General features: G+C 60.1%; 31 protein-coding genes. 15 read left to right on the forward strand and 16 right to left on the reverse strand.

Translation table 11 applies throughout. The features are described from left to right. Positions 1-64 precede the first annotated feature (64 nt). The 4 genes from cyoD to cyoA are packed head-to-tail and all read right to left on the reverse strand — an operon-like array spanning position 65 to position 4,091. A complete protein-coding gene (gene cyoD, locus EOB36_RS10230) occupies positions 65-466 on the reverse strand; it encodes a cytochrome o ubiquinol oxidase subunit IV (RefSeq protein WP_095486332.1) in 402 nt (133 codons plus the stop codon). Next, a complete protein-coding gene (gene cyoC, locus EOB36_RS10235; protein WP_128284795.1) occupies positions 463-1,146 on the reverse strand; it encodes a cytochrome o ubiquinol oxidase subunit III in 684 nt (227 codons plus the stop codon). Before cyoC ends, cyoD begins: the two co-directional genes overlap by 4 nt. After that, entirely contained in the window at positions 1,143-3,137 is a 1,995-nt protein-coding gene (gene cyoB, locus EOB36_RS10240) for a cytochrome o ubiquinol oxidase subunit I (protein WP_128284796.1), read from the reverse strand. Before cyoB ends, cyoC begins: the two co-directional genes overlap by 4 nt. A 3-nt stretch (positions 3,138-3,140) precedes the next feature. After that, the gene (gene cyoA, locus EOB36_RS10245; RefSeq protein ID WP_128284797.1) at positions 3,141-4,091 is read right to left on the reverse strand and encodes a ubiquinol oxidase subunit II; all 951 of its coding nucleotides are present in this window, start codon (positions 4,089-4,091) and stop codon (positions 3,141-3,143) included. Positions 4,092-4,476: 385 nt separating this feature from the next. Between cyoA and EOB36_RS10250 the strand changes: the two genes are divergently transcribed. The 4 genes from EOB36_RS10250 to EOB36_RS10265 are packed head-to-tail and all read left to right on the forward strand — an operon-like array spanning position 4,477 to position 7,893. Beyond that, a complete protein-coding gene (locus tag EOB36_RS10250) occupies positions 4,477-5,049 on the forward strand; it encodes an aminotriazole resistance protein (protein WP_095486336.1) in 573 nt (190 codons plus the stop codon). Between the two features lie 20 nt (positions 5,050-5,069). Next, on the forward strand, positions 5,070-6,587 hold the full coding sequence (locus tag EOB36_RS10255) for an ATP-binding cassette domain-containing protein (protein ID WP_128284798.1): 1,518 nt from the start codon (positions 5,070-5,072) through the stop codon (positions 6,585-6,587). After that, positions 6,584-7,249: an energy-coupling factor transporter transmembrane component T gene (locus EOB36_RS10260; RefSeq protein WP_128284799.1), complete on the forward strand. Its 666-nt coding sequence runs from the start codon at positions 6,584-6,586 to the stop codon at positions 7,247-7,249. Before EOB36_RS10255 ends, EOB36_RS10260 begins: the two co-directional genes overlap by 4 nt. A 5-nt stretch (positions 7,250-7,254) precedes the next feature. Next, positions 7,255-7,893, forward strand: coding sequence for a phosphoribosyltransferase family protein (locus tag EOB36_RS10265; protein WP_126103079.1), 639 nt, complete (start codon positions 7,255-7,257; stop codon positions 7,891-7,893). Between the two features lie 276 nt (positions 7,894-8,169). Here EOB36_RS10265 and EOB36_RS10270 read toward each other — a convergent pair whose 3' ends face one another. Beyond that, entirely contained in the window at positions 8,170-9,279 is a 1,110-nt protein-coding gene (locus tag EOB36_RS10270) for an ionic transporter (RefSeq protein WP_245467716.1), read from the reverse strand. A gap of 397 nt (positions 9,280-9,676) precedes the next feature. On the opposite strand from EOB36_RS10270, the gene EOB36_RS10275 reads away from it, so the two are divergent. After that, entirely contained in the window at positions 9,677-10,333 is a 657-nt protein-coding gene (locus EOB36_RS10275; protein ID WP_128284800.1) for a TerC family protein, read from the forward strand. A 91-nt stretch (positions 10,334-10,424) separates the two neighbouring features. Here the strand turns inward: EOB36_RS10275 and EOB36_RS10280 are convergent, their stop codons facing one another. Continuing rightward, positions 10,425-11,555, reverse strand: a complete 1,131-nt coding sequence (locus tag EOB36_RS10280) for a site-2 protease family protein (RefSeq protein ID WP_128284801.1) — start codon at positions 11,553-11,555, stop codon at positions 10,425-10,427. 105 nt (positions 11,556-11,660) lie between these two features. Then, complete coding sequence (locus tag EOB36_RS10285) at positions 11,661-12,098, reverse strand: CBS domain-containing protein (protein WP_128284802.1); 438 nt, start codon at positions 12,096-12,098, stop codon at positions 11,661-11,663. 240 nt (positions 12,099-12,338) lie between these two features. Here EOB36_RS10285 and EOB36_RS10290 point away from each other — a divergent pair, with 240 nt between their 5' ends. Continuing rightward, positions 12,339-12,749: a DUF427 domain-containing protein gene (locus tag EOB36_RS10290; RefSeq protein WP_128284803.1), complete on the forward strand. Its 411-nt coding sequence runs from the start codon at positions 12,339-12,341 to the stop codon at positions 12,747-12,749. A 54-nt stretch (positions 12,750-12,803) separates the two neighbouring features. Here the strand turns inward: EOB36_RS10290 and EOB36_RS10295 are convergent, their stop codons facing one another. Together EOB36_RS10295 and EOB36_RS10300 are read right to left on the reverse strand one after the other, a co-directional pair. Next, positions 12,804-13,220 (reverse strand): HD domain-containing protein, encoded by a 417-nt coding sequence (locus EOB36_RS10295; RefSeq protein ID WP_126103074.1) that lies wholly within the window; start codon positions 13,218-13,220, stop codon positions 12,804-12,806. 277 nt (positions 13,221-13,497) lie between these two features. Beyond that, positions 13,498-13,734 (reverse strand): hypothetical protein, encoded by a 237-nt coding sequence (locus EOB36_RS10300; RefSeq protein ID WP_127204006.1) that lies wholly within the window; start codon positions 13,732-13,734, stop codon positions 13,498-13,500. Positions 13,735-13,983: 249 nt separating this feature from the next. On the opposite strand from EOB36_RS10300, the gene EOB36_RS34625 reads away from it, so the two are divergent. Beyond that, entirely contained in the window at positions 13,984-14,325 is a 342-nt protein-coding gene (locus EOB36_RS34625) for a hypothetical protein (protein ID WP_206072970.1), read from the forward strand. Positions 14,326-14,385: 60 nt separating this feature from the next. Here EOB36_RS34625 and EOB36_RS10310 read toward each other — a convergent pair whose 3' ends face one another. Further along, complete coding sequence (locus tag EOB36_RS10310) at positions 14,386-15,792, reverse strand: PAS domain S-box protein (protein WP_245329922.1); 1,407 nt, start codon at positions 15,790-15,792, stop codon at positions 14,386-14,388. A 172-nt stretch (positions 15,793-15,964) separates the two neighbouring features. After that, positions 15,965-16,129: a DUF3309 family protein gene (locus EOB36_RS10315; protein WP_095486346.1), complete on the reverse strand. Its 165-nt coding sequence runs from the start codon at positions 16,127-16,129 to the stop codon at positions 15,965-15,967. A 416-nt stretch (positions 16,130-16,545) separates the two neighbouring features. Here EOB36_RS10315 and EOB36_RS10320 point away from each other — a divergent pair, with 416 nt between their 5' ends. Beyond that, positions 16,546-17,007 (forward strand): DUF2267 domain-containing protein, encoded by a 462-nt coding sequence (locus EOB36_RS10320; RefSeq protein ID WP_095486592.1) that lies wholly within the window; start codon positions 16,546-16,548, stop codon positions 17,005-17,007. A gap of 102 nt (positions 17,008-17,109) precedes the next feature. On the opposite strand, the gene EOB36_RS10325 is transcribed toward EOB36_RS10320, so the two are convergent. Together EOB36_RS10325 and EOB36_RS10330 are read right to left on the reverse strand one after the other, a co-directional pair. Then, a complete protein-coding gene (locus EOB36_RS10325; protein WP_095486347.1) occupies positions 17,110-17,331 on the reverse strand; it encodes a hypothetical protein in 222 nt (73 codons plus the stop codon). Between the two features lie 9 nt (positions 17,332-17,340). Next, positions 17,341-17,523 carry a hypothetical protein gene (locus EOB36_RS10330; RefSeq protein WP_095486348.1) on the reverse strand — a complete coding sequence of 61 codons (183 nt, stop codon included), beginning with the start codon at positions 17,521-17,523 and terminating at the stop codon, positions 17,341-17,343. 166 nt (positions 17,524-17,689) lie between these two features. On the opposite strand from EOB36_RS10330, the gene EOB36_RS10335 reads away from it, so the two are divergent. From EOB36_RS10335 to EOB36_RS10345, 3 genes are read left to right on the forward strand one after another with little or no spacing between them, the layout of a single operon-like run. Beyond that, positions 17,690-18,121 carry a hypothetical protein gene (locus EOB36_RS10335; protein ID WP_127204005.1) on the forward strand — a complete coding sequence of 144 codons (432 nt, stop codon included), beginning with the start codon at positions 17,690-17,692 and terminating at the stop codon, positions 18,119-18,121. Positions 18,122-18,149: 28 nt separating this feature from the next. Next, the gene (locus EOB36_RS10340) at positions 18,150-18,455 is read left to right on the forward strand and encodes a hypothetical protein (RefSeq protein WP_128284804.1); all 306 of its coding nucleotides are present in this window, start codon (positions 18,150-18,152) and stop codon (positions 18,453-18,455) included. Continuing rightward, the gene (locus EOB36_RS10345) at positions 18,452-18,916 is read left to right on the forward strand and encodes a YbhB/YbcL family Raf kinase inhibitor-like protein (RefSeq protein ID WP_245461363.1); all 465 of its coding nucleotides are present in this window, start codon (positions 18,452-18,454) and stop codon (positions 18,914-18,916) included. Before EOB36_RS10340 ends, EOB36_RS10345 begins: the two co-directional genes overlap by 4 nt. A gap of 106 nt (positions 18,917-19,022) precedes the next feature. Here EOB36_RS10345 and EOB36_RS10350 read toward each other — a convergent pair whose 3' ends face one another. Then, entirely contained in the window at positions 19,023-19,949 is a 927-nt protein-coding gene (locus tag EOB36_RS10350; protein ID WP_245461362.1) for an NADP-dependent oxidoreductase, read from the reverse strand. Between the two features lie 358 nt (positions 19,950-20,307). Between EOB36_RS10350 and EOB36_RS10355 the strand changes: the two genes are divergently transcribed. The 3 genes from EOB36_RS10355 (at position 20,308) to EOB36_RS10365 (ending at position 22,450) form a co-directional block, all read left to right on the forward strand. Then, entirely contained in the window at positions 20,308-20,514 is a 207-nt protein-coding gene (locus tag EOB36_RS10355; protein WP_095486351.1) for a sugar phosphorylase, read from the forward strand. 183 nt (positions 20,515-20,697) lie between these two features. Beyond that, complete coding sequence (locus EOB36_RS10360) at positions 20,698-21,852, forward strand: PDZ domain-containing protein (RefSeq protein ID WP_245467718.1); 1,155 nt, start codon at positions 20,698-20,700, stop codon at positions 21,850-21,852. A 160-nt stretch (positions 21,853-22,012) separates the two neighbouring features. Then, entirely contained in the window at positions 22,013-22,450 is a 438-nt protein-coding gene (locus tag EOB36_RS10365; RefSeq protein ID WP_095486353.1) for a DUF2267 domain-containing protein, read from the forward strand. A gap of 46 nt (positions 22,451-22,496) precedes the next feature. On the opposite strand, the gene EOB36_RS10370 is transcribed toward EOB36_RS10365, so the two are convergent. After that, positions 22,497-23,987: an FAD-dependent oxidoreductase gene (locus EOB36_RS10370; RefSeq protein ID WP_128284806.1), complete on the reverse strand. Its 1,491-nt coding sequence runs from the start codon at positions 23,985-23,987 to the stop codon at positions 22,497-22,499. Positions 23,988-24,070: 83 nt separating this feature from the next. Beyond that, positions 24,071-24,982 (reverse strand): hypothetical protein, encoded by a 912-nt coding sequence (locus tag EOB36_RS10375; protein WP_095486354.1) that lies wholly within the window; start codon positions 24,980-24,982, stop codon positions 24,071-24,073. A 214-nt stretch (positions 24,983-25,196) separates the two neighbouring features. Here EOB36_RS10375 and EOB36_RS10380 point away from each other — a divergent pair, with 214 nt between their 5' ends. Continuing rightward, positions 25,197-26,078, forward strand: a complete 882-nt coding sequence (locus EOB36_RS10380) for a hypothetical protein (protein WP_127204002.1) — start codon at positions 25,197-25,199, stop codon at positions 26,076-26,078. The last annotated feature ends 383 nt before the right edge of the window (positions 26,079-26,461 follow it).

The following is a 26,461-nucleotide window of genomic DNA, read 5'->3' on the forward strand; positions in this document are numbered from 1 at the left end:
AACCTTTGGAGATAGCCAGGCGCCCAGACGGAGAAGGCAGATAGCCCAGTTCTCGTTTGCTGCACTACTGCATTTGGATTCCGTTCATCGGCATCATGTTGTGATTGAGGTGCGTCATGATCCAGACGGAACCGAGCACGACAAGCACGACAATGAATACGCCGAAGGCCAGCGCCAGGACGTTGTTCGTGTTGTCCGGGCCTGTGGTGAGATGAATGAAAAAGACGAGGTGCACGCCCATCTGCGCAATGGCGAGCACAACGAGCGCGGAGATGATCGCCGGCTGGTAGATGAGACCGCTCTGCGCCGCGACGAAAGAGGCGATGGTCAGCAGGATGGCCAGGCCAAACCCTGTCACGTAGCCCAGCAGGCCGCCGGCCACCTCCTGCTCGTTGATGCGCTCTTCGCCAGGCGCGGAATCGTCAAGGTCGGCGAATTCTTCGGGGCGGTGGTCACGATCGCTCATGCGCTGGCTCCCAGAAGATACACGAGAGTGAAGATCGCGATCCAGATGATGTCCAGCGCATGCCAGAACAGGTTGAAACACTGAAGGCGACGCAAGATGTCGGCGCGAAAACCCTTCACCCAAAGCTGCGCGATCATCGTGCCCAGCCAGAGCAGGCCCATTCCCACGTGCAGGCCATGGCATCCAACCAGCGCAAAGAAGGCAGAAAGGAAGGCGCTGCGCGAAGGACCGGCACCTTCCTCGATCATTCCGGCGAATTCCTGCACCTCGAGGACAAGAAATGCGGCGCCCAGGATCCCTGTCCCAAGCAGCCAGATCTGTGTCCAGACCATATCGCGCCGGTGGCTGGCAAGACTTCCCAGACCGCAAGTGAAGCTGGAGGTGAGAAGCAGCCCGGTCTGGATCGCGACCCTGGGGAGCTCGAACAGATCGCGGCCGGACGGGCCCCCGGCGATCTCCTTCGCCAGCACGGCGTAGGCCGCGAAGAAGGCCGAGAACATGATGATGTCGGACAGCAGGAAAATCCAGAAGCCGTAGGCGACGGTCACGAATTTCGAAGCCGGTCCACCTTCGCCGTGCCCCGTCGCACCATGACTATGGCCGGAGCCGTGGCCGAGCCGATGTGGATCTGGCCTGCCAGGCGAAATGGCGCCTGGCAGCGCTCCCGAAACCGCGCTCATGCGAGTTCCTCCCCGTGCTTAGACCAAGCAGGCTGACCGGCGCGTTCAATGCGCTCGAGCTCTTCGGCGGACACCTCATATTCGGCGACGTCACGCCAGGCAAAGACCACGAAGGTGGCGTAGGCGCCGACAAGACCGACAATGGCTAGCCACCAGATGTGCCATATGAGCGCGAATCCAACGAGGGTCGCGAAGAAGGCGGCGACGAATCCGGTAGGACTGTTCTTCGGCATCTCGATCGGTTCATAGGCCGGCTCCTCGCCCGAATCTTGCATTTCGATCCTGCGCTGCTTCATGGTCCAGTAGGCTTCCTCGCCTCCCACATGCGGAAGTCTGGCAAAATTGAAGCTTGGCGGCGGAGACGATGTGGACCACTCCAGCGAGCGGCCGTCCCATGGATCGCCGGTTTTGTCGCGCAACTCATCACGGTGCCTGATCGATACAACAAGCTGTGTGATCTGACAGGCCGCTCCAAGGATCATCACAAGAATACCGCAGGCCGCAACGATCAGCCAAGGCACCCAAGGGTCGATTTCGATGTGCTGAAGGCGGCGCGTCATGCCCTGCAGGCCGACGATATACAGTGGCAGGAAGACGAGAATGAACCCCAGCAGCGTGAACCAGAACGCTGCCTTGCCCCAGCCCTCATGCAGCCGGAAGCCGAACGCCTTCGGGAACCAATAGGTGAAGCCTGCGAAAGCCCCAAACAGCACGCCCGCGATGATGACATTGTGGAAATGCGCGACCAGGAACATCGAGTTGTGCAGCATGAAATCGGCAGGCGGAACGGCCAGCAGCACGCCGGTCATGCCGCCGACGGTGAAGGTGGTGATGAAGCCGATGGCCCACAGCATCGGCGTGTCGAAGCGGATGCGTCCGCCATACATGGTGAAGAGCCAGTTGTAGATCTTCACGCCCGTGCCGACTGCAATGATCGAGGTGGCGATGCCGAAGGCGGCATTCACATCTGCGCCGGCGCCCATGGTGAAGAAGTGATGCAGCCACACCATGAACGAGACGATACAGATGAAGAGCGTAGCGGCCACCATCGAACGATAACCGAATAGCGGCTTTGACGAGAAGGTGGAGAACACTTCCGAAAAGATGCCGAAGGCGGGCAGCACGAGGATATAGACCTCCGGATGGCCCCAGGCCCAGATGAGGTTCACGAACATCATAGGGTTGCCGCCAGCCTCGTTCGTGAAGAAGTGGAACCCTAGATAACGATCGAGCGTGAGCATCGCCAAAGTTGCCGTCAGGATGGGAAACGCTGCGACTATGAGGAGGTTGGCGGCGAGCGAGGTCCAGCAGAACATGGGCATGCGCAGATAGCCCATGCCCGGAGCGCGCATCTTCAGAATCGTGGTAACCAGATTGACGCCGGTCATCAGCGTGCCGACGCCCGAGATCTGGATCGCCCAGAGATAGTAATCGACGCCGACGCCCGGGGAGTAGTCGAGCTCCGATAGCGGCGCGTAGGGGAGCCACCCGGTGCGGGCGAATTCGCCAATCACCAGTGAAATGTTGACAAGCAGTGCACCCGACGCAGTCAGCCAGAAGCTGACGGAATTGAGCGTCGGAAAGGCCACATCGCGCACGCCGAGTTGCAACGGCACCACGAGATTCATGAGGCCGATCATGAACGGCATTGCGCCGAAGAAGATCATGATGGTGCCGTGCGCGGAAAATATCTGGTCATAGTGGTCGGGCGGCAGATAGCCTGGCCCATGTATGGCGGCGATCTGCTGGGTGCGCATCATGATCGCGTCGATGAAACCGCGCAGCAGCATAAGCACCGCCAAAAGTACGTACATGACGCCGATCCGCTTGTGGTCCACCGAGGTGATCCACTCGCGCCACAGGTAGGGCCAGAAGCCTTTGACGGTGATCCAGGCCAACACGCCGATAGCCGCAAGGAAGACGACGAGAGCGGCGATGAGGGGGATCGGCTCATCTAAGGGAATCGCGGACCAGTCGAGCTTTCCCAGCATGGTTCAACCGCCTCCGTGTCGTTCATGTCTGGCATTCGGGTCCGCCGGAGTGGCCGGACCCAAAGGATCGGGGTGGACCCGTGGATTGCCGCCGCGGCCTTCGTTTGGGCCGGGTGCTGGCGGCAGGTATTGACGCACCACGGCATCAAACAGCCCTGGCTGAACATGCGAGAACGCAAACGGCGCCACGTCCTGGCTTTGTCGGGCGAGTTCGCGGTACGCCCCCGCATTCAGGGTCTGGCCGCCGCCACGGAGGCCCGCCGTCCACTGGGCGAACGCTTCGGGCGGCACGATCCGCACCCGAAAATTCATGTCCGAGAAACCGTCGCCGCTGTAGTGGGCCGACTGGCCATAAAGGACGCCAGGCTTGTCGGCCAGGAGGTTGAGCTCGCTTTCCATGCCGTTCATCGCGTAAATCATGCTCCCGAGCTGCGGAACGAAAAATGTGTTCATTACGCTCGCCGAGGTCAGGCGGAACCGCACCGGCGTCCCTGCAGGCATGACCAGTTCGTTGACGCTCGCGATTTGCTGGTCGGGGTAGATGAACAGCCATTTCCAGTCGAGCGCGACGACTTGCACCTCAAGCGGCGAATTGGTCGACGATAGAGGCTTGCGAGGGTCGAGCTGATGGGATCCGTAATAAATCAGACCCCCAAGAAAAAGGATCGTCAGCGTCGGAATTGACCAGACGATGAGCTCTATCCGGCCTGAATAGGTGAATCCTGGATGGTATTTGGCGCGGATGTTGGAAGCGCGAAACCACCATGCAAACCATAGCGCGGCGACGATGGTCGGGACGACGATCACCAACATGACGGCCAGCGAGTTGAGCAGGATTGTCCGATTGCCGGCGCCGACCGGCCCTTGTGGGTCGAGCACGCCGCCTGCGCAGCCGGCGAGCTCGGCCGTGCCCAACAAGAGAATGGTAAGGCCTGACGAGCCAGCCCGCTTCATGTTCGTCCCTATGGTAGGTGATCACATAGTCACCCGGCTCCGGTTCGTTCGTGGCCACCGGCCACGGGCCGAAACTATGCGCATCGACGCGAAATCAGCTCCCTCAGCAACGGCTTCAACTTGCAGTGAGAAAGACCGTATACGTCGAAGAATTTCCTGTCTCTCTGGTTTTAGGTGCGGAACGGATAAGCCGCCGGTCCGCGGAAAGCCGAACATTCAGGGACCGAATTTGTTCCCGGGCATTTACGCGAGGCAAAGGCAACGTTTGGCGGAGTTGGTGTGCAGTCCGTGAGAAGCGGCAACCGCGGCCCAGTCCGATGTGCCCGCCAAGGTCGGCATATAACTTGCTTATCAATTACGGGAGACACATCAGGGGAATTTCGTCATGCAAGAAGCAACTGCAACTCATCCTGAGGGCAATACCCTCTTCCCGATCGTGCTTTCGATCGTCGCTGCAGCGGCGACCGGAGTGCTCTGGGCCTATGCGAACCCGATCCAACTCGTTCCCGGCGTCATCCAGTGGCGCATCTTCGCCTTTCTGCCCCCGCTGGTGGGCATTCTGCTCGGCTGGAAGAGCGGTTTCATCTGCGGCTATCTCGGCACCATAGTCTGGTCGCTGCTGGCCGGTACCTTCATCCCCGCTCATTCGCTCATCGTCGACGGCATCATGGTAGGCCTCACCGGCCTCTTGCCCGGGCTGATATTCGACCCAGCAAGGACGAAATTCGATCGCAACACGCTGATCAAAATTGCGGCAGTGTGCCTCATCGTTGGCCTTGTGATGGTCGTCGCGGTCTCGGCCAGTCTCGCTTATCTCGGCATTTTCCCCTTCTGGTGGGCGGTGATGTATCTGGGCCTGTCGGACATCGTGCCGATGATCATAGGCACGCCGCTTCTTGTTGTCCCAGCGCTGAAGATACTCAAGAGCGCGCATCCGGCCGGTTTCACGCGCTTTTGAGCGCAGGTAAGATTTGAAAAGTGCTTGAACTGAACGATGTGACGGTGGGCTTCGGCGATGCGCCGATGGCAGTCACCGAAGCCACGATGACCATTGCACGTGGCGAGCGCCTGCTCGTGTGCGGGGCGGCAGGCGGGGCCAAGACCACGTTGCTCAACGTGGCGGGAGGGATCATCCCCCGCCTCGTTGCCCCTCGCCACTTCTCCGGCTCGGTTTCATTCGATGGCCAGCCGCTGTTGACCTTGTCGAAGGATGCCCTTTTTACCAAGATCGGCATCGTCACTCAGAATGTCGAGGACCAGCTTTGGGACCTCGGTGTCGAGGACCTGATCGCGTTCCCGCTGGAAAACCGGGGCGTGGAAAAGAAACTTATCCGCCGCAGGCTGCAGATTCTGCTCGATGAGCTTGAACTCAATCCGCTGCGGGGGAGGCGAGTACTCACTCTCTCCGGCGGGGAACGGCGGATGGTGGCAATCGCAGCTGCCCTTGCGGCTACGCCTGTGCTGCTTGTGCTCGACGAGCCCACGACAGGGCTCGATCCAGCTGCCCGTGCACGGCTGGTTCGAATTCTCGCGAAGCTTGCCGACGAGGTGCCCTCGTTGCTTGTCGCCGAGCAGGATCCGGGTGCATTCAAATCTGTCGCTGAAAATGTGCGCCTGCTCGTGTCGGGCAGGCTTTCGGAGGCCGTCGCCGCGCGCACGATAATGACACAGCAAGAGCCATGGCTGGAGGCGGGCATCCTGCCGCCCAATCATCGGACGACCTGCACTCCGTCCTTTCCTGCCGGCGACGTGCTGCTTTCGGTTTCCGGCATCCGCACCCGGCTTGCGCGCCCCGACGGCGTCCCGGTATTGCGTGATGTCTCGCTCCAGATTCGCGCCGGGGAGCACGTGGCGCTGATAGGGCGCAACGGCGCAGGCAAGACGACGCTGTTCCAGTCGATCCTCGGCTTGGCGAAGCTCGCCGCAGGATCGATCCGTATTGGCGGCGAACCGGCCGACGGCTGGACCGTTGCGCGCCGCGCCCGCGCGATCGCGTATCTTCCGCAGAACATGCGCCGCATCCTGTTCAACATGACTGTGCTCGAGGAAGTCATTTTCTCCATGACCGCAGGCGCGGCAGCCGACGATTTAGTAAGGAGGGAGGCGCATGCCGCGCTAGAGAAATACGAAATTAAAGGGTTGGCCGAAGCCAACCCCTTCGCGCTTTCGACGAGGCAGCAGGCATTGCTGGGGCTTGCCTGCGCCGATGCGGCGCAGGCATCGATAGCGATCCTGGACGAGCCGCTGCTTGCGCGCGACCTGCACGGCAGACGCATGCTGGACCTGTTCATCGGGTCCATGCTGTCGTCGGGGCGCGCGATCATGCTCATCTCGCATGATCTCGACCTCGTCCAAGATGTCGCCTCGCGCACGCTGATACTGGACGAAGGGCAGATCGTCTTCGACGGCGCGCCGCAGCAAGCCTGGGCGTCGAGCGCGTTCTCCCAGCTCGGTTGGCCCGCACCGACGGCTCTATCGACCGGAGCAGCGGCATGAAACGGATCTATGAGTTCAACTTTTTCGTGAAATTGACGGGTGCATTCACGATCATGCTGGTGGCTTGGCTTGCGCCGGACTGGCGCTTTGGCGTGCCCCTGGCCCTGCTTTCTCTCGTTTTCCTGAGCGTGATGCAGGTGCCCGGCTTGCGCGGCTATCTCAAGGGTGCGGCGCTTCTCGTGCTTCTGGTCATGGTGAGTTGGATCGGCAATCTCCTGCTGCAGGGGCTTTCGCCTGCCGATGCCCTGCCGATCGCCGCCGGGATGGCTGCACGCCTCATCACGACGACCGCGGCATTCTATTTCGTCATGGAGACAAGCACTCCAGGCTCTATCCTGGCAGCGGCCAGTGCAGCTCGTCTCCCGCCCATTGTCACTCTGATCCTGTCGCTCACCTTCGGCATCATCCCGATGCTGCGCGAGGATTTCGAGCGCATCGCCGACGCGCAGCGCGCACGCGGCATGGAGATCGACGACGTCTCGCTACCCACTCGATTGCGCTTTGCGCTGGCACGCGGTGTGCCGCTTCTAGTGCAGGCCATCCGCTTGGCGCACGCCATCTCGCTTTCGCTTTCCATCTACGGGTTCGACATGAACCGAAAGCGCACAACGTGGCGCAATGTGGGCCTGCTGGTCGAACCCCGACTCGCTCATCAAGGATAAACAAAATGACCCAGGAAACCGCCTTTTCGCCGATAACCGGGCAAAACTGGCCGGTCGACGTCGCCGGCTTGCAGGTCGACTTGCCGATCGTCGCGATCAGGCCGGATTTCGCCATCTCGCTGATGATGGTCATCGATCTCGGAGTAAGGTTCGGCGAGCATGTCGGCCGCAAGTTGGCCGAGAAACTGCGACCGCTCAAACCCGACGTGATCGTGGGCGCGGCTACGCTTGGCATTCCCGTCGCCATCGAAGTGAGCCGCGCCTTGAGCCTCGATAACTACGTGATCTTGCAGAAATCGCCAAAGATCCATCTGGGCGACGCGCTCGTCCAGCACATCTCCTCCATCACCTCGAAGGGCGAGCAGCGCCTGCTTCTCGACCGCCGCGCGATACCGTTCCTAGCAGGCAAACGCGTCGTGGTGGTTGACGATGTCGTGGCGTCCGGCTCAAGCCTGAAGGGCTCGGTCGAGTTGGCGCGCAGCGCGGGCGCGGAAGTGGTCGGCATCGGTGTGATCCTCACCGAGGCGCGGGATTGGCAAGAAACGCTTGGGCCGGACCAGGCACTGATCCACAGCCTTGCGCATATCCCGCAATTCGCATTAGGCAAGGACGGCTGGAGACCCATTCCAGAAACCTTTCTCTAGCGAACCGGTCCCGTACACTAGCCGGTTGCCGGTAGCGCCATACGTGCGGAAAACATCAGTCACCGACTGACACACATCGTATCTCTGCTCGAAGTCGGGAAAAGAGATGAGCGGGAAAGACCGTTCGATCTTCTCCAATACAAGAACGCCTCGACCGTCATTCTCGTGATCTCCGTCGTCGTGGTGTTGACGGAGTTCGCGACGGATCGCTTGCGCTCGAAGATCCAGTAACTGCAGGCCATGTGCGTGCAAATCGACACGACACGGCCCCGCATCCTAAGGCACGAAGATAAGGAACAGATAGGCGACAAACACGACGAGATGAACGAGCCCCGTCAGCATCGTTGTTCGGCCCGTCCCAAAGCTCACGATGCTGATGGCGAGCGCGAGCAGGAGAAGCACAGTATCCCCCGGACCCAGACCAAGCATCAGGCTTCGTCCTGTGAGCAGGCTCGCTGCCCCGATTGCCGGGATTGTTAGGCCGATCGTCGCGCAAGCGGAGCCGAGGGCGACATTCAGCCCTCGCTGAAGTTCGTTGTTAAGCGCAGCCCGAACGGCCGATGCCGCCTCCGGCATAAGCACAAGCGCAGCGACGAAGAAGCCCACGATTGCGTCCGCCTGGGTAATTTGAAGAAACGCGAGCCCATCCTCGATGCTGCCGGCCACCTGCTCGGTCAGAAGAACGATCCCTGCCAGCCCGACAAATAAAAGGAGCACGTTGGTAGTCACTTTCCCACCCTCAGATACATGCTCCTCATGTTCGGCTCTGGACGTCAGATCCTCGATAAAATCGCCCCGTTGGCGCACCATCTGTGCAAAGACGAACGCACCATAGAGGAGAACTGAAAGGACGCTCACGAATGCGAGTTGCGATGCGGAGAACACACCGGGGCTTGTTGCAAGGGTGTAGTTTGGAAGGATCAGTGTAAGAACCGTCAGCGCCATAATAACGGCAAGGGAAGCGTTGGTGCCCTGTCGTTTGATGTCCTGATATCGATGCTTCAGCCCACCCAGGGTGAGGCAGACCCCGACCACACCAGTGCACACGATCATGACCGTCGAAAACACGGACTCGCGTGCCAGCGTCGGATTGTTCGCGCCGTGCAGCATCATCGAAACGATGACCGAAGCTTCGATGGCCGTGACCGAAAATGTCAACAGCAGCGTGCCGTAAGGTTCACCGAGCCGCCGTGCGACGGCTTCTGCATGATGCAAAACCACAAACACGGTCGCGAAGATGAAGATGGCGACCACGATCAACGCCAGGATCTTGATCGAAAGCAGCGAATGCTCGATCGACGCGCCGCCGAAATGAATTAATGCGGCCAGGCCCAAGGAGCCGATTGGGAACAGATATTGGCCGATCGGTCGTCGATGAACAGCCAAGACGGATTTCCTTCATCGCATCGACGGTCGCAGACTGGGTATTACAGAGACTGACCGAAGCCCATGGTGTCAGTCTACTTGCGGCTGCCGGCCCGTTCAATGGCCGCGTGCTCGACCGACTTGGCGTAACGAAATTGGCCGAACTCGATGCCGCATAGGCCGGATCACAATTAAGCCTTGAGTTTTCACGCTTCCGGCAATAGCTAGGTGCTACCAGGCCGGGCCCCTCTGGCAGTCCATCAGGACTGTGATGTCGGACTGGAATTCCAATCCGGGTGGCCTGGCTTTGAGATTTCTTCAGCTGTAGCGGCATTTCTCCTGTCATACGCGGTGTCCGCGTTGCTCTACGGCTATGCTCGCAAGCCTCGTCACCCCTAGCTGAACGCAAGGGTGCCGTATGACAGAATTTTTCAGTCCTGAAGCAATGACCGCTCTCTTGCAGGTCATCATGATCGACCTGGTGCTGGCCGGCGACAATGCCATCGTTATCGGCCTTGCCGCGGCCGGGCTACCCAAAGAGCAGCGCAGAAACGCGATCGTCATCGGTATAGTCGCAGCGGCCGTTCTGCGCATCGGCTTTGCGGCCGCCACAACCCAGCTCCTGCAGATCGTCGGCTTACTGTTGGCCGGCGGGATATTGCTGTTGTGGGTCTGCTGGAAGATGTGGCGCGAACTCCGGCAAAACCATGCGCAGGAAACACAGGCGATCGAAGCGCTTTCGGAAAGTGATGTCGACTACGACGGCATCGTAGCTGGCAAAGCTTCTCGCAAGACGCTGGCGCAGGCAACCTGGCAGATCATCATTGCCGACGTCTCTATGTCGCTCGACAATGTTCTGGCGGTAGCGGGTGCTGCGCGCGAACATCCGAACGTACTGATCTTCGGCCTTGTCCTCTCCGTCGCGCTGATGGGCATTGCAGCAAATTTCATTGCCAATCTGCTTCAGAAGCATCGCTGGATTGCCTATGTCGGCCTTGTAGTCATCCTCTACGTAGCTGGCGACATGATCTACCGCGGTACGCTCGAGCTTCTGCCTCACGTCGCGGGCTCTTAAGACGCAAAAAGTGGACCGGCCGGAACAACGTTGTTCCGGCCGATTTGGGGCGCATTTGCTCGATCCGGCGGTAGAAAGAATTCCCTCGTGCTCAGATTTGCGTAAGTCGCGGCTTGCCCCCACGCAAACGACCAAATCGGAAGGCATCTGAAACGGCTGAGCGGACCATAAGCATCTCGCCTATGGTTTCGTGTGTCATGAGCCCGACCAGTCGGTCGGAATTGTCCACGACGGCAACGGCAGGCACATCTGCCTGCTGCATGAGGCGCAGGCTTTCCTCGAGACTTTTGCGGTAATGTATTTTCGGGATATCGTTGCGCATTGCGCTCGCGACCGGTTCAGCGGGGCCCTTTTCCTTCAATGTCCGGATCATGTCGTTGCGTGTCACCAGTCCTTCAAGATGACCGGCGGAGTCGATGACAGGGAAGTCGTGCTGCGTGGTCGCGAGCAGCATCTCGATTGCCTCGTCGAGCGTCGCCGACCGGTCCAGCCGGGCGAACTCGGTGATCATCACGTCCCCGACAAGGACGCTTGTGGCGACCTCCCGGATCTGTGCGTTCTGGGCTTCCGCAGCCGCGGCGAGATAGACGAAGATGCCGATGAAAATCAGCAACGGGTTGTAGAACAGCCCAAGGAAACCGAAGACGAAGGCCAATCCTTGCCCGATCGTGGCGGCGATCTGGGTCGCGCGCGACCAGGAAAGGCGGGCGGCGAGGGCGGCGCGCAGGATACGGCCGCCATCCATCGGGAAGGCTGGAATCATGTTGAAAAGGACCAGGAAGACATTGACCCCTGCAAGCCTGGCGAGAAAATTCATACGCGGATCCTCGATCCCGGCCATCTGTTCGACACCTGCCGACCCGCCGAGCAAGGCGAAGATCAGCGCGGCGATAGCGACATTGACCAGCGGCCCCGCGACCGCGATCACGAACTCCTGCCCCGGCTCTTCGGGCATGCGTTCGAGCCTGGCCACGCCGCCGATCGGGAAAAGCGTGATGTCCGGCGTGCTGATGCCGAAATACCGTGCGGCGGCGATGTGGCCGAACTCATGCAGGACCACGCAGGCAAAGACGGCAATGATGAAGGCTACGCCTTCCCAGGCCGCTGGCGTGCCGCCGATCCGATAGTGCGTTAGCCAAATCCAGACGAGCAGAAGCAGGAAGGTAAAGTGAACGCGCACGGTGGTGCCGGCGATCGTCCCGAGGTTCAGAGACCAACCCAAATCTATCCACTCCGAGAGGCCCACCTTCACCCATAGGCTTTGGCAGGGCGCGCTTGCAATCGTACCAGAACATCAGGCGCTGGCACTGACGTGTCGCGGCGTCAGTCAGTGAGTAGTTTGCGAGTGCTCGCCGCCCGGCTTCGAGATGCCGCTTAAAGCCTCTCCCGCTTCTGCCGCTTCGCCGTTCGTCGCGAGATCGCCAAGAGAGATGATCCCGACGAGCCTCTTGTCGCGGTTCAGAACCGGAAGCCGACGCACCTGCAGGTCGCCCATGTTCTCAAGCACATGCTCGACGTCTTCGTCATCGAAGCAATATTTGACCTCCGGGCTCATGACATCACGCACCTTGGCGTCAGCTCCCTTACCCAATGCTACGCCTCGGATCGCGATATCACGATCGGTGATCATCCCGACCAGCCGGTCGTGGTCGCCCACGGGCATCACTCCAGCGTCGAGCCTTTCCATAATCTGCGCTACCTCGCGAATAGACTGTTCGGGGTTCGCGACCTGGACATTCCTCGTCATGCAGTTGCCGATTTTCATGGCAATCTCCCTTCTACTTGCGAAGCCCCGCCGCCGGCTCTGGTGTTGCTCTAGGAAACGAACTCTTCGGCGGTAACGTTCCCTTGAATCTGAATGGCCCGCTGCAGGCTTTTCACCTGCAGCCGGAAGGACTGGGAAAGCCCTGCCGCGGCGGCGACAAATGCCAATGACTGGCCCAACTGGAACCCTGATGGGCGATACGACGTTCCAGAGAGACAGCGCAGCCAACGGAGAAGTCGAATGCAGCCCTTAGCCGCAAATTCCGCCCGCCATCCCGGCGCGCTTACGATTACCCCGTTCGATGGAACCGTGACGGTCAGGTTCTCCGATGCGATCATTGCGTCGACCGAGCGGGCAAAAGTGCTTTACGAAGAAGGACACGATCCTGTCTTCTATGTCCCTTTCGACGATATCTATTTCGACCTTCTGGAGAAGACGAACACCACAACGAGCAGCCCGTTGAAGGGCACCGCGAGTTACTGGCGGGTTCACGCGGTCGGCGGAGCGGCTGATGACTTCATGTGGGCCTATGAAACGCCCGACACCCCGGCATTGGTCATCGCCCGCCACGGCGCCTTCGATCCCGATAAGGCGCGGATCGATGCCGACCCTGCCGAGGATAAGCGGCATACGCCTCACATCCCCGAGTAGAGCGGCGCTTGAATTTCCAATCGGTCAGTCACACCGCAGGCGCCAATCTTTCCGTCATTCGGAGAATTCTTGATCGAGGATCCCCAGGCCGTCTTCATACTTCGATGTCGAGGCGCCAATCTGCCGTGCCTGCCATAAATTGTCGACGAGATCCGCGCGCTTCACCCGCAGTGCCAAAGGGTTGGCTGCGGCTCTGCGCACGAAAGCAAGCTCGTCCTCGTCCGGCCTGCGTGTCATGGCATCGACAGCCGATACGATGGAGGTTCCGAAACCGGCCGCCTCGAGCCGATCGCGGTCCCAACTGTCGCTTTTCTCAAGGACGTCGTGAAGATAGGCAACGGCCTTCTGGTCGAGCGTTTCGACGGCGTCAACGACCCGGCGACAATGTTCGATATAGGGCCGGCCGGTCTTGTCTGTCTGCCCGGCATGAGCCTGTTCGGCGATTTTTGCCGCGCGGTAAAGCACGCTCACTGCTTCGATCCTTGCTGGATATGTGATGATGCAAACCGACCTTGCTGCGATGCACGACGTGGTTCAAAACGAGCGTGTTGCACCGTAGCCGTGTCACCGAACGCGCGACGATTGCCTGAGGTTCCAGAGCGCGGGAGGGCTCCGGCACACTGCCGAAGGATTTCCAGCTTCGCGTTACCGAAACTGCCGTGTAGCTTGCCGTCGCCGATCTTTGGGAAACACCGGGATAGTTGCTGGACTTGAGCGGCAGGCGCAGATGTGCGGTGTTTGAGGGCAGTTAGTCGCCGGACGGCCCATCGACAATCCCGGAATTGGGCAGAATTCCAAAATCCTGTGACTTGGCACCCTGTGCTGCCGTCAGAAACCCGTCTGCATGGAGACCGCGCCGCAGCAACTCTCTCACGGCCGCCGACCGGCTTGGCATGCGCCTTTCGAAGCGCCAGTTTTCCAACGCAGCCAATTCGTCAGCAGTTAGCATGATCTGCAGTCGTTCGGGTCGTTCGAGTTCGGCCACTTTTGCCTCCAGCCGCTCAAAGTTAGTATTTACCTAAGAATTAGGAAAAGCCTCGCCGAACGTCAAGATCGGTTTATGGGCCGTCGGCGTGAAAGGCTTGCAGTTACTGTGAGAAGTCGATTGTGCAGCCTGCGTTCTATGCTAACTTATTGAATTAACGAATTATTTTATGGATTTCGCTTGTTTTTGGAGCCGATGTGGCAGATGCTAATCTCAAGGGACAAACCGCTCCTGAAAGGAGGGTTCTCCATGAGAGACGGTTATTCGGCTCGTTTGTGTCACGATGTTAACCGCCAAGTTTGGGCAGCCGCCCGGTGCAAGGGGATCGTCAATGTCACCGCGGTGGCTGAGGCCGCGCGGCTGCGAAACCTCGCAGAAAACGTCGCGCTTGAAGACATCGAATGCCTGGTGCTGCAAGCGGCCCAGTTCTACGGGGCAGCCATGGAATTCGACAGCCTGAGCGTCTTTGAATTAGATAACGTCCATCGGCTTTCAGTTAATCGCGATGCTTTGCCCGAGAGGGGCAACCTCGATGTTCTGGAGGGCAGAACTGTTTCGCTCCATCATCGCGAGCCGGATCGAATGCAATAGGTCCGGCCGAGCGTCAGCACAGTCGAGTCGGAGGGGAAGGGTTTAGCTTCACGGGCGCTTTCAAACGGCCGCGTTATCCGCCACTGACGCCTGGACGAAGTGCAGCGGTGCCTCGAGTGTCCAGGTGACGCCTTGCTCATGGAACTCCAGCCGGCCGCTGCCGCTGAAAGCCTGCGGCGCCACCCGCTCGAGGACGACGGATCCGAAACCGCGACCCCTGACAGCGTCCAGGATCGGCCCGCCCAACTCACGCCAGACTAGTCGAAAGGTTTCGGCACCGTCGCCGGCAGGGATCAGATTCCAATCGATTTCGACACGTCCGTCGCTGCAGGACAGCGCTCCATGTTTTGCCGAATTGGTGGCGAGTTCGTGAAAGGCGATGCCGAGATACTGCACTGCGTTCGGCTGCAGCATCACCAGTGGCCCGGCCGTCGACACGCGAGGCTGCGCTGCGAAGGCCTTGAGCTGTGCCTGGATGAGCTCGCCGACCGTCGCGCCGCGCCACTCGGCATTGACCAGGAGATCATGGGATTCAGAAAGTGCCGTGATGCGCTCCCGAACCTGCCCGAGAAAAGCCTCAGGTGTGCTCGTCAGCTTGCTGGTCTCGCGGATCATCGAGATGATGACCGAGAACTGGTTCTTCACCCGATGGTTGACCTCGCGCATGAGCAGACGGATGCGCCGTTCGTTCTCCTTGTGGGAGCTGATGTCGCGCGCGATCTTGGAGGCGCCGACGACCCGCCCGATGGCGTCGCGGATCGGCGAGACGGTGAGCGAGACCGAAACCAGCGTGCCGTCCTTGCGCAGGCGCATCGTCTCATAGGAGGGGACGCGTTCGCCGACGCGGATCCGGCTGATGATTGAGACTTCCTCGTCGAGACGGTCGGGTGGAATGAGGATCGTCACCGGCCGGCCGATCGCCTCGGCAGATTTGTAGCCGAACAAGCGTTCTGCAGCATCGTTCCAACTGGTGATGATGCCGTTCATGTCCTTCGAGACGATGGCGTCCATTGACGATTCGACGATGGCGGCAAGACGCATGCGGGCTTCATCGCCCAGCGTCTGCGTGCGCAGGTCGAGCAGCGTGTTGATGGCACCGACAACGTTGCCCGCTTCGTCGCGAAGCAGGCGTGGGTGAGCCTTGAACGGGACGAATTCACCGTCCGGCCGCTCCGCAATCGCTTGGTCCCATGAGACGTCCCGTCCTTCGCGCAGCGCCACGGCCATCGGACACTCGCCATGTGCCATATCCCGACCGTCTAGATGACGAAGTTTCCACGAGCCGCACCATAGGTCCCGGCCGATAACCGGACGATGGCCCCAGAGCTCAGCTGCGGCTTCGTTGAAGAAGGTGATGCGTCCCTGCTCGTCGACGGTATAGACGGCAACGGGCAGTGCCTGCAGCAGATCGGCAGAGGGAACGCCCGGAACTCCGAGGCCGACATCGGCTTGTTGAACGAAGTTCACGTATGGCGCCATTCCAGTGGATTTCTGCAGAAGGCTATAATGCGCTTGAGCAATTTCGGTTCCCCGTCGTGACAATCCCCCCTTTGCCCCGCCGGCTGCGGCGACATTCCTGGACGAGGTGCCAGGCCGACACAGGATCACCAGTGAAGTTATCGGCTAAATCGTGCGGGCCCTAAATGCGTCCGAGAAGGACCAGGATAATCACGATCAACAGCACGAGACCGAGGCCGCCTCCGCCATAGTAGCCAGTGCCATAAAACGGTCCACCACCCAGACCGCTGAACCCGCCCAGCAAGGCAAGGATCAAAATGATGATGAGTATGGTTCCGAGGCTCATGGTGGTTCTCCCATTCTTGCGCCGGCGCGCCACTCACAGGGGCACGTCCATGCGCCTGTTGATGAAGCATGAACTCCCAGAAGGGCTTCCTGTTCCACCGGAAGTAGCATTTGCTATGGCTTGTCTAGCGGCAAAGCCGGTAGGCCCACGAGAAAGCCCGCCGGCCGGGAGCCAGCGGGCAACAGCCTTTTTCAGCCCCGGACCGCCTGGAGGGACGGGCGATCTAAAGTAAGAATGCATAACGTGGGCCGAAGTTGCGACGGTAAGCCAAAAAAGCCCACAGCCACTGCCGAGACGGTGTCCGCATCTTGCAACGAGACAGTAGTCGCGGAATTTGAAGACCTGAGGGAACTCATGCGGATGTAATCCGTTCACGAATAACTGTGCGCGGCGGACGTGACCGGGAGGACGGTATAGTGAGCGCGACAGGCCTCGACGTCTTCGACAAGACGCTTCAGACAACCAACGTCTGGCTCAATGACTTGATGGAAGAGCTCGGCCCAGACAGGCAGCTCTGCTGGAAGGTGTTGTCGACAGTCCTGCAGATGCTGCGTGACCGGCTGCCTTTGGGGCTAGCGGCGCATCTCGGCGCAGAACTGCCAGTTTTGGTGCGTGGCGCCTATTATGATCAGTTCGAGCCGGCAAGGCAGCCGAGCGATTGGGACTGGGACGAGTTTGTCATCGAAGTCACCGATCGTTTGTCCGATTCACGGCTCATGGATGCCGATGATGCGGTGCGTTCTGTCTTTGCCACGTTATCGCGGCATGTCTCGCGTGGTCAGGTCGCCAAGGTCCAAGCCACTTTACCGGAAAAGCTGCGCACCATGTGGCGCTTGGCCGAAGAACGGGTCGTCCCCCCGGACCAAAGCGCTGCCTAGACCACCGCGCCGTCAGGCGGTGCTCACAATCAGACGGCCTATTCGCGCCCCGCATTTTCAGCAAAGAATGCGAGGCGCGACGCCGCAGGCTTCAGCGACCATTCACCTTCCTTCTCGCGCCGGTCGGGTGCCGCCGCCCTTCTTTTCAGGATCATGAGTATGGTGGCTGTCGCGTTCACCTCCGCCGCCTGAGATCTTGCTGCGACTGCGCAGATCGGAATCGGCTGGCGGCTTTTCTATCACCAGCGGCTCCTTGGCATTCTCGTGCGATGCGCCAGGACCGCCGTGGCGGATGCTGGCGCGGGTCTTCTTCGACGTGGACATGAAAATCACCTAACGGTCCTGCTGGTAGCCTTGGTGGGTCGTATTGACCCTCGTGTTGCCCTGCTGGCCCTGTTTGTCGGGATTTGGGGCGGAATGGCTGTGCTGCGTTTGGTCGACAGGAACCGACTTCTTATCGCCCGGACCCTTAGGGCTCTGGTTCTCTGCCGGAACGGGTGGTGGTTTTGTGCTCATGACGGTCTCCTTTCACCAGCCAAAACAAGCAGGCCCCTGAGAAGGTTCCGGATATGAGCCGTGAGGGGGTGAACTCCTCAGATTGCCAATTCCCGGCCTTGTCGGCGCGTCGCAGCGCAATAATTTTTTGTTAGGGCGTGGGTGCACCTATCAAAAGGAGCCGACCATGAGACACCAAACACTCGACCAACTGCAGACAATTGCAAAAGTTGAGCCCTCGGCGACATACCCTGTCATGACTCGGACGCAGCGGATCGAGCGTTGGGCAGATCTTCTCGAACAAAATCCACGGCGCTGCCTCGGAGCGCTTTCAGGCACCGAATATCTCAGTCCTGAAGCCCGTGCTGTAGCGCGTGGCGCGGGATCGCCGATCACCGTTGCCTATGAGGATCCGGTGCTGCGCGCCATGGGTCTGAAAGATGACACCTACGGTGAGGCAAAGCGCTTCTTCGAGCTAAGTGACTGGCAGTTGCACAACATCGTCTGTCACTGCCACGTTGGTGCCACGATGCAAGCGCGATGGGCTGCCGCCAGAGTCCGCCGGACAATTGTCGGGAACAGACTTCTGGCTTGGCTGAGGACGAAGTTTGTGCATTGAGGCCCGCGCAGGACGGTGACGAAAAGTCTTGCTCGTTCTCGTTAGCGATTGGCCGCCAACTGCCGGCGGCATCGCCGGCAACGCCATGGATGGTGGAGCCAACGCACTGCTTCAAAGCCGCCGGGTGAAGACCTCATGCTCGCCCGGGCGCGGTTCTTTTTTCGGCGAGCACATTGAGGAGCAATCGGGGCGCCAATTTCAAGTGAGCACGGCCCGCGCCGATACGATCCATAGCCGGTTGTGGTTGTTGGGGTCGTCTGATGGAGAGAAGGCCGCGACGGGCGCGCCCGAAGCGTCTATTTCGACGAGTTTAGCCGAGCAAGGAGGAGAATGATGGCGTTCACTTTGACCAGTCCCGCCTTTCAGAACGGCCAGCCTATTCCAGATCGTCACGCCCGGCGCGGCGACAATCTCTCCCCGTTTCTGGAATGGAGCGATCCGCCGCCGGGCACTCGGAGCTACGTGCTCGTCATGGAAGATACGGATGCACCGTCACAGGCGTCCCGGCATTGGGTCGTCTACGACATCGGCGGCGACCGGCGTCATTTGGCCGAAGGGCGCAGTTCCAAAGCGCGAACCGAGGACCTGCCTCATGGCTTCAATGATTTCGGCAATCTTCACTATGATGGACCCGACCTGCATCCGGGTTATAAACCACACACCTACCGCTTCAGGCTCGCCGCCCTTGGCATTGCCAACCTTCCCATCGGCCCGGAACCCGACGCCCTGGTCGTGTGGCAGGCTGCCCGTGAAAACATGCTGGGTGAGGCGGAATTAATCGGCACTTACGGATGAATCAGCGCCAAGTCCTGCAGGCGGGCTGCCTGTCGGCCACGCACTGATCACCTCCCGAATGGCTTGCCAGCAGAACTGGTTCACTTTGAACTTGAGCATTCCGGGCTCAGGCGGCCACCTCAAGCACGATCTTGCCGCGCGTATGTTCCCTCTCCAGCCGTTCCTCGGCCTTGGCGATCTCCTCCAAAGGATAAGTTGCCTGCACGAACGGAGTTACCTTGCCGGCGTCGATGAGGCGGCTGATCCTCGCAAGCTGCGCCGCGTTTGGCTCAGCCAGATAGGAAACGCCACGCGCCTGATGCAGGCGTGCCTGTTCGGCCGAGGGCTCAGAAACGGTGGAAACAAGTATCCCACCGGGCTTCAGCACGTTCCAGGAGCGATCCTGTGTGTCGCCCGCGACCAGATCGAAAACCATATCGATGTCCTCGACCTCGTCCTCGAAGCGCTGGTTCTTGTAGTCGACGGCCTGGTCGGCGCCAAGCTTGCGGACGAAATCGAAATCCTCGGCAGCAACGGTCGTCGCGACAAACGCGCCCGCAGCCTTGGCAAACTGGATCGCCAGATGGCCGACACCGCCGGCGCCGCCATGGGTGAGAACCCGCTGCCCGGATTTGAGGTCGCCATGGTCGAAAAGGCCCTGCCACGCTGTAATGCCGGCAAGCGGCACGGCGGCTGCTTCCACGTGGCTTAACCGTTCCGGTTTTGCTGCCGCCTCCGTCGCCTTGACGACGACGTATTCGGCATTCCCGCCGCGGTTGGGGCCAAGCATGGCAAACATCGGATCGCCCTTCTTCAACGTATGAGCCCGCGTGCCGCACAGCTCCACCACGCCGGACACGTCGCGGCCGAGCGTAACGGGCAGATCCCCGCCCGCCGATCCTTCTCGGGTCTTGTAGTCAACAGGATTGACGCTTGCTGCGCAGACCTTGAGCGTGACCTCGTCGTCACGGGGCTGAGGCAAGGGAACCTCGTCCAGCGAAAGGACCTCTGGCCCGCCAAAAGTATGAATACGAACTGCTTTCATGGTCGCCATGGGTTTCCTCCTCGTTTCGGGGTCCAGCGCAGGTCCGGAAAAAGGACGAGCATCGGGTGAATGGGATAGCCTGCGATCCTGGCAGTCGAGCGCGGATTTTCACCAATCACTGAGGACATCACCTTCCACTCAATCCGCTTCAAATCCTTGCCCACCTAACCGGATTGCGGGCTGGAAGTTCCAATGAAGTTCCGAGGTCGGTCGTGGCATTCAAAGACCGTTCTCTCGAGTTCTACGAGAGAGCTTGCGCGGAGATCATCCTGCAACATCGCCGCAATCTCGTCTTGGAACTTTTCTGGAGGGACATGGTTGGAATGTGCGGCCGAAAGAATCCGGGCCTGTGCCAAGGAGATTCGCCATGAAGCTTCGCGAATTGATGGACCAAGTGAAGGATCTGCCACCGGATACCCTGGTCTGTACTGCCGAGATTGACGAGGCCTTTGCGGCCAACATTGCTGGCATAGAAACAGTAGAAAGCGCCCGGATCGAAAGCCGCAAGCCGGACGGCACCGAAGCTGTCGAACTCACCAATGGGAACGACAAGGTCGTCGTAATCCGCTGGTGAGCGGCTTGCGCCTGCTGGAGCGGCCATATGCTTGATCACTGAACGCTGAAGGAGTCTCAGACCATGTTTCCGGTGTTGAACAAAAGACTCTGCGCCGGCCTGATTGCCGCAATTCTGATATTCCCGGCCGGCGGCCTTGCTCCGCTCGCAGCTCAGGAAATCCCGAACGACTTCACGGCGATCGTGCTGGAGAAAATTCCGGCCGTGGTCGCCATAACGACCAAACAGATTATCCAGGGCCAGACGACGCTGGACGATTTTTTTAGTCCTTTCCGTAGTCCCGGCCTCGAGCCGGCGCAACCACAGGTGCGAGAGGCCCTTGGTTCCGGCTTTGTGATCAGTCCTGAGGGGTACATCGTCACGAACAACCATGTCGTTGCCGATGCAAACGAAATCCATGTCGTATTCTCCGACAAGCAGATTTCGCCTGCGCGGCTCGTCGGCCGGGATCCGGCGACCGACATCGCGGTGCTGAAGGTCGATCCGCGGCCCAATATGACAACGACCGCCTGGGGTGACTCCGATGCAGTACAGCCCGGCGCCTGGACGATCGCGATCGGCAGTCCGTTCGGGCTTGGCGAAGTGATCGGAGTCAATACAGCCATCGTCTCGCCTTCGGGCGGTAGCATAGGCATTGGTTTCGCCGTGCCATCCCGGACCGCGCAGAGGATCGTCGACCAGTTGATCCGCACCGGTCGGATCGAGCGCGGTTTCATCGGAGTGCGTCTCCAGGAGATCACGCCCTCGATTGCCGAGGCGCTTGGAATACCGGGCAGCAAGGGAGCGCTCGTCGCCTCGGTCGAGCCCGGCAGTCCGGCGGAGAAGGCAGGCATACAGGCGGGAGACGTGATAACGCGCTTTAACGGCAAGGACATCCAGAGCGTTCACGACCTGACGCTCGCGGCTGCGAGCCAAAAGCCGGGGACAAGGACGACGCTCACAAGAAACCGCGGGGGCAGCCAGCAGGAAATAGCTCTGACCATCGGTCAGCGTGACGATGAAGAGCAACCGACCGGCGCCATTCCCGGACCGGAAGCGGCGGACCAACGTCTCGGGTTGTCGCTCAGTCCCATCCCCGATGAGGCGCGCCAGCAGCTCGGACTCCCGCCGGGCACCACCGGGCTGTTCGTGCAAGAAGTGGCGCCGAACAGCCTCGCCGACCAAAACGGCCTGCGCGCGGGCGACGTGATCGTTTCGGCCAACAATCAGAACGTAAGCCAGCCGTCCGACATCGAAGCGGAGTGGACGAAATCCCGTCAACAGAACAAGCCCATCTTGTTCCGCATCAACAGGCAAGGGCAAACGCTTTTCGTTGCCGTGGCTATGGCCAAATCTTGACGGGCAAATCTTGATAGGAACGCATGGAGCGTAAGCTTGGCCGGACGGATCACACGCTTTGCGGGCGAGGGTCTTTACGCTTGGCAACGGGAACAACAGCCGACCAAGGTCGTTTCGTCCAATGAGTTGTTCGAACAGTTGGCAGAAAAAGGAGGCTTCGATGAGCGCCACTGGACTCGACGTATTCGACAAGACGCTGCAGACCACAAACATCTGGCTTGACGAGATCATGGCCGAGATCGGACCGGATCGGCAGATCGCATGGCACGTTCTTGGGGCGGTGCTCCACGCCCTGCGGGATCGCATGCAGCCGGATCTTGCTGCCCATCTCGGTTCGCAGCTGCCGATCCTCGTGCGCGGTGCCTATTATGACCAATATCAGCCCTCCAAGACGCCCGAGAAGTTGCGATCGCTCGATGAGTTTCTAGCCAAAATCAAGGCGGAGCTGGAGTTCACCCGACCGGTCGATTCCAAGGATGCATTCAAGGTCGTATCCAAGGTTCTCGCTCACCACGTGGGAGAGGGGCAGATGATCAAGGTTTGGGAATCCTTGCCAGCAGAAATCAGGCGCGTCGCGGAAGCGCAGCAAGCGGCGTGAGATGACTCGGGAATCTCGACGATCCCGGCCGTGACGCCGGGCCGTGTCAGTCGTCGCCTTTCCACAGCGCGGCCGGGGATAGCGGTTTTCGAGCCGGGCCGTGGATGACCGAACCGTCGGCAGCGAAGATCGAGCCATGGCAAGGACAGTCCCAGGTGTTGTCAGCGTTGTTCCAGGTCACGGTGAAGCCCTTGTGGGTGCATGCCGCGGAAACGGGATGGAGCACCCCTTCAGCGTCTCTCCACGCCGCGATCTTTTCGTCACTCCTGACGATCACACCGCCCATGCCCGGCGCTATGTCGTCGACGCTTGAGACAATGGATTGGCTGCGGCCATTCTTGTGAAAGTCCTCAGGATAAGACCGCGCCGGATCGTAGAGCTTTTGCCATGGGCTCGGCCGAGCGCAGATCAAATCCGCAATCATCGTGCCTGCGGCCGTTCCGTTGGTGATGCCCCAGGCGTTGAATCCCGTGGCGATATGAAAACCGGAGGCTTTGTCCGGATCGGGCTCGCCGGCATACGGAACTCTGTCGGCCGTGTCATAGTCCTCGTTGCACCAGCGCCACGCAATGTCTCCAACAGGAAGACTAATTCTTGCCCATTGCTCCAGCTCGACAAACCGTTTCGCCACGTCGCCGTCCTGGCCTGTATCGAACTTGGGGCCGAGCGTGACCAGCAGCGGGCCTTCGGCATCGCGGCCCGTGCGGATGGAGTGCGTCGGATCGTCGATGCCGATGAACATGCCGTCGACAGCAAGAGGGTCATCGACCCGAAACGCCATGGCAGTGTGGCAGCGCGGCTGGGTCCGGTTCGCCATGCCGATGGGGCTCTTCACTGTCATGTTGGTGGCGACGACCACATATTCGGCGTGAACGGTGCCGCCGTCGGTGACGACGCGCCAGCGGCTTGCCTCGCCAATCGAGATCGCGCGGCTGTTTTCGAAAATCCGTCCGCCACGGGCCGTCACCGCCTGAGCCAGGCCAACCAGATACGCCGCCGGATTGAACTGCGCCTGGTCGGAAAAACGCAAAGCGGCGGCCGTTTCGAAAGGCAGCGGCGCGCGCTCGAGAACATCGGCGTCCAGCCCAACCTGGCGCGCGGCCTCTGCCTCGGCTGCGATCTCCGCGCCCCGGCTTGTGTCGCAGGTGTAGGTATAGGCGTCCTTGGTCTCGAGATCGCAGGCGATGGCATAGTTGCGAACCCATTCCCGGATCTGGACGGCGCCGGCGGAATTCGCATCGGCATAGGCTTGCGCCATGTCCCGGCCGAATGTGTCGATGAGATGGCGATAGATCAGCGCGTGCTGCGTCGTGATCTTGGCCGTCGAGCGGCCGGTCACCTGGCCGCCTGTCCGCAAGCCTTCGACGACGATTACCGACCGACCGGCCTCGCAAAGGCGAAGCGCCGTCGTCAGCCCGACAATCCCAGCGCCCACGATAACCACCTCCGCATGGATCGAGCCATCGAGCGGGGGATAGTTTGTAGCGGTGGCGGCAGCCACCCAACAGCTTCCCGGTTTTCCCGAAAGAATGGCCATTTCACCTGCATCCTTTGCGTTTTCGATGCACTTGTCATCGACAACCCGCGCCGGCGCGAGAACGTTCCCGGGATTTACCGTCTTCAATCGGTCCTTGGCCGTCCGGAAGCTACAAACGCACCGGGAAGATGCGAGGTGCAAGCCATCACCCAGGTGATCGCCTCGCGATCGTATTCGTCGCCGGAGCGCCAGTTCTCGAAGAAAGCGTTCAGCCTCTCGACACGCTCCGGCCAGACGCCGGCGGCTTGAAGGCCCAGCGACACGCCGTAATTGGTGAAGGCGAACTTCGTATCGCGCAGCCACGGCGCGCGGCTGAAACAACCCGGCGGGTCGACCCACATCGTTTCCAACGTTGCCAGCGAACGTTTCGTCTGCGCCTCAGCCCATGGCTCGGTAGGAAAGAAGTGCGCGAGCCACAGCATCATGCCGAGGCCGAGATCCTGTTCGATGTCGAGGGTGCGCCAGTCGCGCTCCATCAGGTCACGCATCTGCGCGATCTCGGGCGCAAGTGCGTCTTCGTCGAGCATCCGGTAGGAGACGTAGCCATCATAGGCGTCCATGCTGCCGAGGCCGTAGCCGGGATAAGGTCTGCTCAAATCCTCCTGCATCTTCCAGATAACGCCGCGGCCGGGGATCACGAAGGCCGGATGAATGTCCCGCGCCAGCGCGATGCCGCGCGTGCGGTATCGCGGCTTCAGATCACCGAGACGCGCCAAGGCAAACAGCCACATCGCCAGGTAATGGAAATACTGTCCGTCGCGATCTGCCGCTTCGCCGATCCTCACTCCGCGCAGACGACCGAGCACACGCTCGACCTCCGCCACCAGTCGCTCGGCCTCACCCAGCCAACGTTCCTCGCCGAGCTCCTTGTAAAGCGAGACATAGAGTACGACCCCGAAAGCATCGGTCCAAAGGTAGCGCAGACCGTTGGGCCAGATGCCTTCGGCGCGCATCCAGTCGAGCTTTCGCAAGACATAGTCAACGTCGCGCAGCATAGCCGCGATCTAAAGCTCTAACGGATAAGTACGGGTGCTCCGGTCTTGGCATGTTCCGGCCCGAGCGAAGTCCCGCCGGGTTATATGCGCGTCGACGCTGCGATTGCGAGCATGCGGCATGTCGAGCATGTTTGCCTCCGGTTAGTCTGCGTCAGATATCGCGAAACGAACTGGTCGGCGGCGGGTTCCTTGGCCGTCGCGATAAGAACAGAAGATGGACGGCATTTCGAGTTCGCTCCGCTCTTCTCAAGAAAGCCCGTTCTGCCGGAACGGCCGTCTGACTGCGGCCATTGTCGTTACGCACCGGCTGGCAAAGCCTAAACAAGCGTTTGAGCTACCAGAACGTACCCGCATTCAGCATTCTGGCGACAAACCAATTCGCACCTTGTTCTTTCCCGTGAAATTCACGAAGCATGGATGGTCGACTGAGGGATCGATTCGGAGCTTGTCTATGCGCGGACTGCAAGCGGCCTTGGCTGCGGTGATCTTGAGCACTTCAGTCAGTTCTGGACGCGCCGATGACAACTCCCCCTTTATCTATTTTGCGACCCAAGACCCTTTCACAGACGGTCTGCCGACGAAGAATGATGTTTATGTCTTTGGTGGCGTCTTTGCGCGCGGGTCCTTCGGGGATACAATCGACCTTTTTGATGCCAACTATACAGACAACTACATAATCGGGGCCGCATATGGTCGCGATCTCGTCGATATAGGCGCTGGTTTCGTTCTTGGTGGCGTCACCGGCGCGGCCATAAGATTTGGCGAGGACGATGATACGTCTGGCGAACTTTGGGCCGGAGCGCGACTTCGCCATCAGGGCCTTGTCATTGGTGATTTGGCGATTGCGCCCGCAGTGACGGCTGGATTTAGTGCCGTTACGGGCCCCACCGAGATCGAGCGCAATCGCGAAATCCGCGACGATGGCGATGCATCATTCCTCGGCTTCGTTGGTGCGGAGCTTTCTTTCAGAGCTAGGCAAGCACCCAATGTCGAACTTGTCTACCAACTCCACCATAGATCCGGCGCCGACGGTACATTTGGAAATATGAAAGAGGGTTCTAATGCGAACACTCTTGGAATCCGGTATCGCTTCTAACGCTCGGTGCTGTTGGCCTTTTGCAGGCGCCAACGTGCCGTATTGGGCTGTCAGTGGAGACGGCGACATCTGCACGGGATATGCTGACCATGGCTCCAATATGGGATCATGTGAGCGAAGCCGCCAGGAGTGTGGTTCCGCATGGGGGTCTCAATACCGAGCGGCAGGATAAGGGTTGAAGTCTCAGGGCGGGCGGGGTCACCCTGTAGCGTCGATTCACACTCAGGCTATATCCTTCAGAGTGTCCAGCGGCCCTTTCAGCGCAGATCTGGGCTGGATCAACTCTGGCGCAATCAGGAAGGTCTGCGGTACCATCGGCGGTTCATCGTCCCACTCGAATACCTTCTTGATCTTCGCCCCAACACTTTTTCGCACCAAGATCA

It is taken from the genome of Mesorhizobium sp. M6A.T.Cr.TU.017.01.1.1, assembly GCF_004023115.1.
GTDB classification, from domain to species: Bacteria; Pseudomonadota; Alphaproteobacteria; order Rhizobiales; family Rhizobiaceae; genus Mesorhizobium; species Mesorhizobium mediterraneum.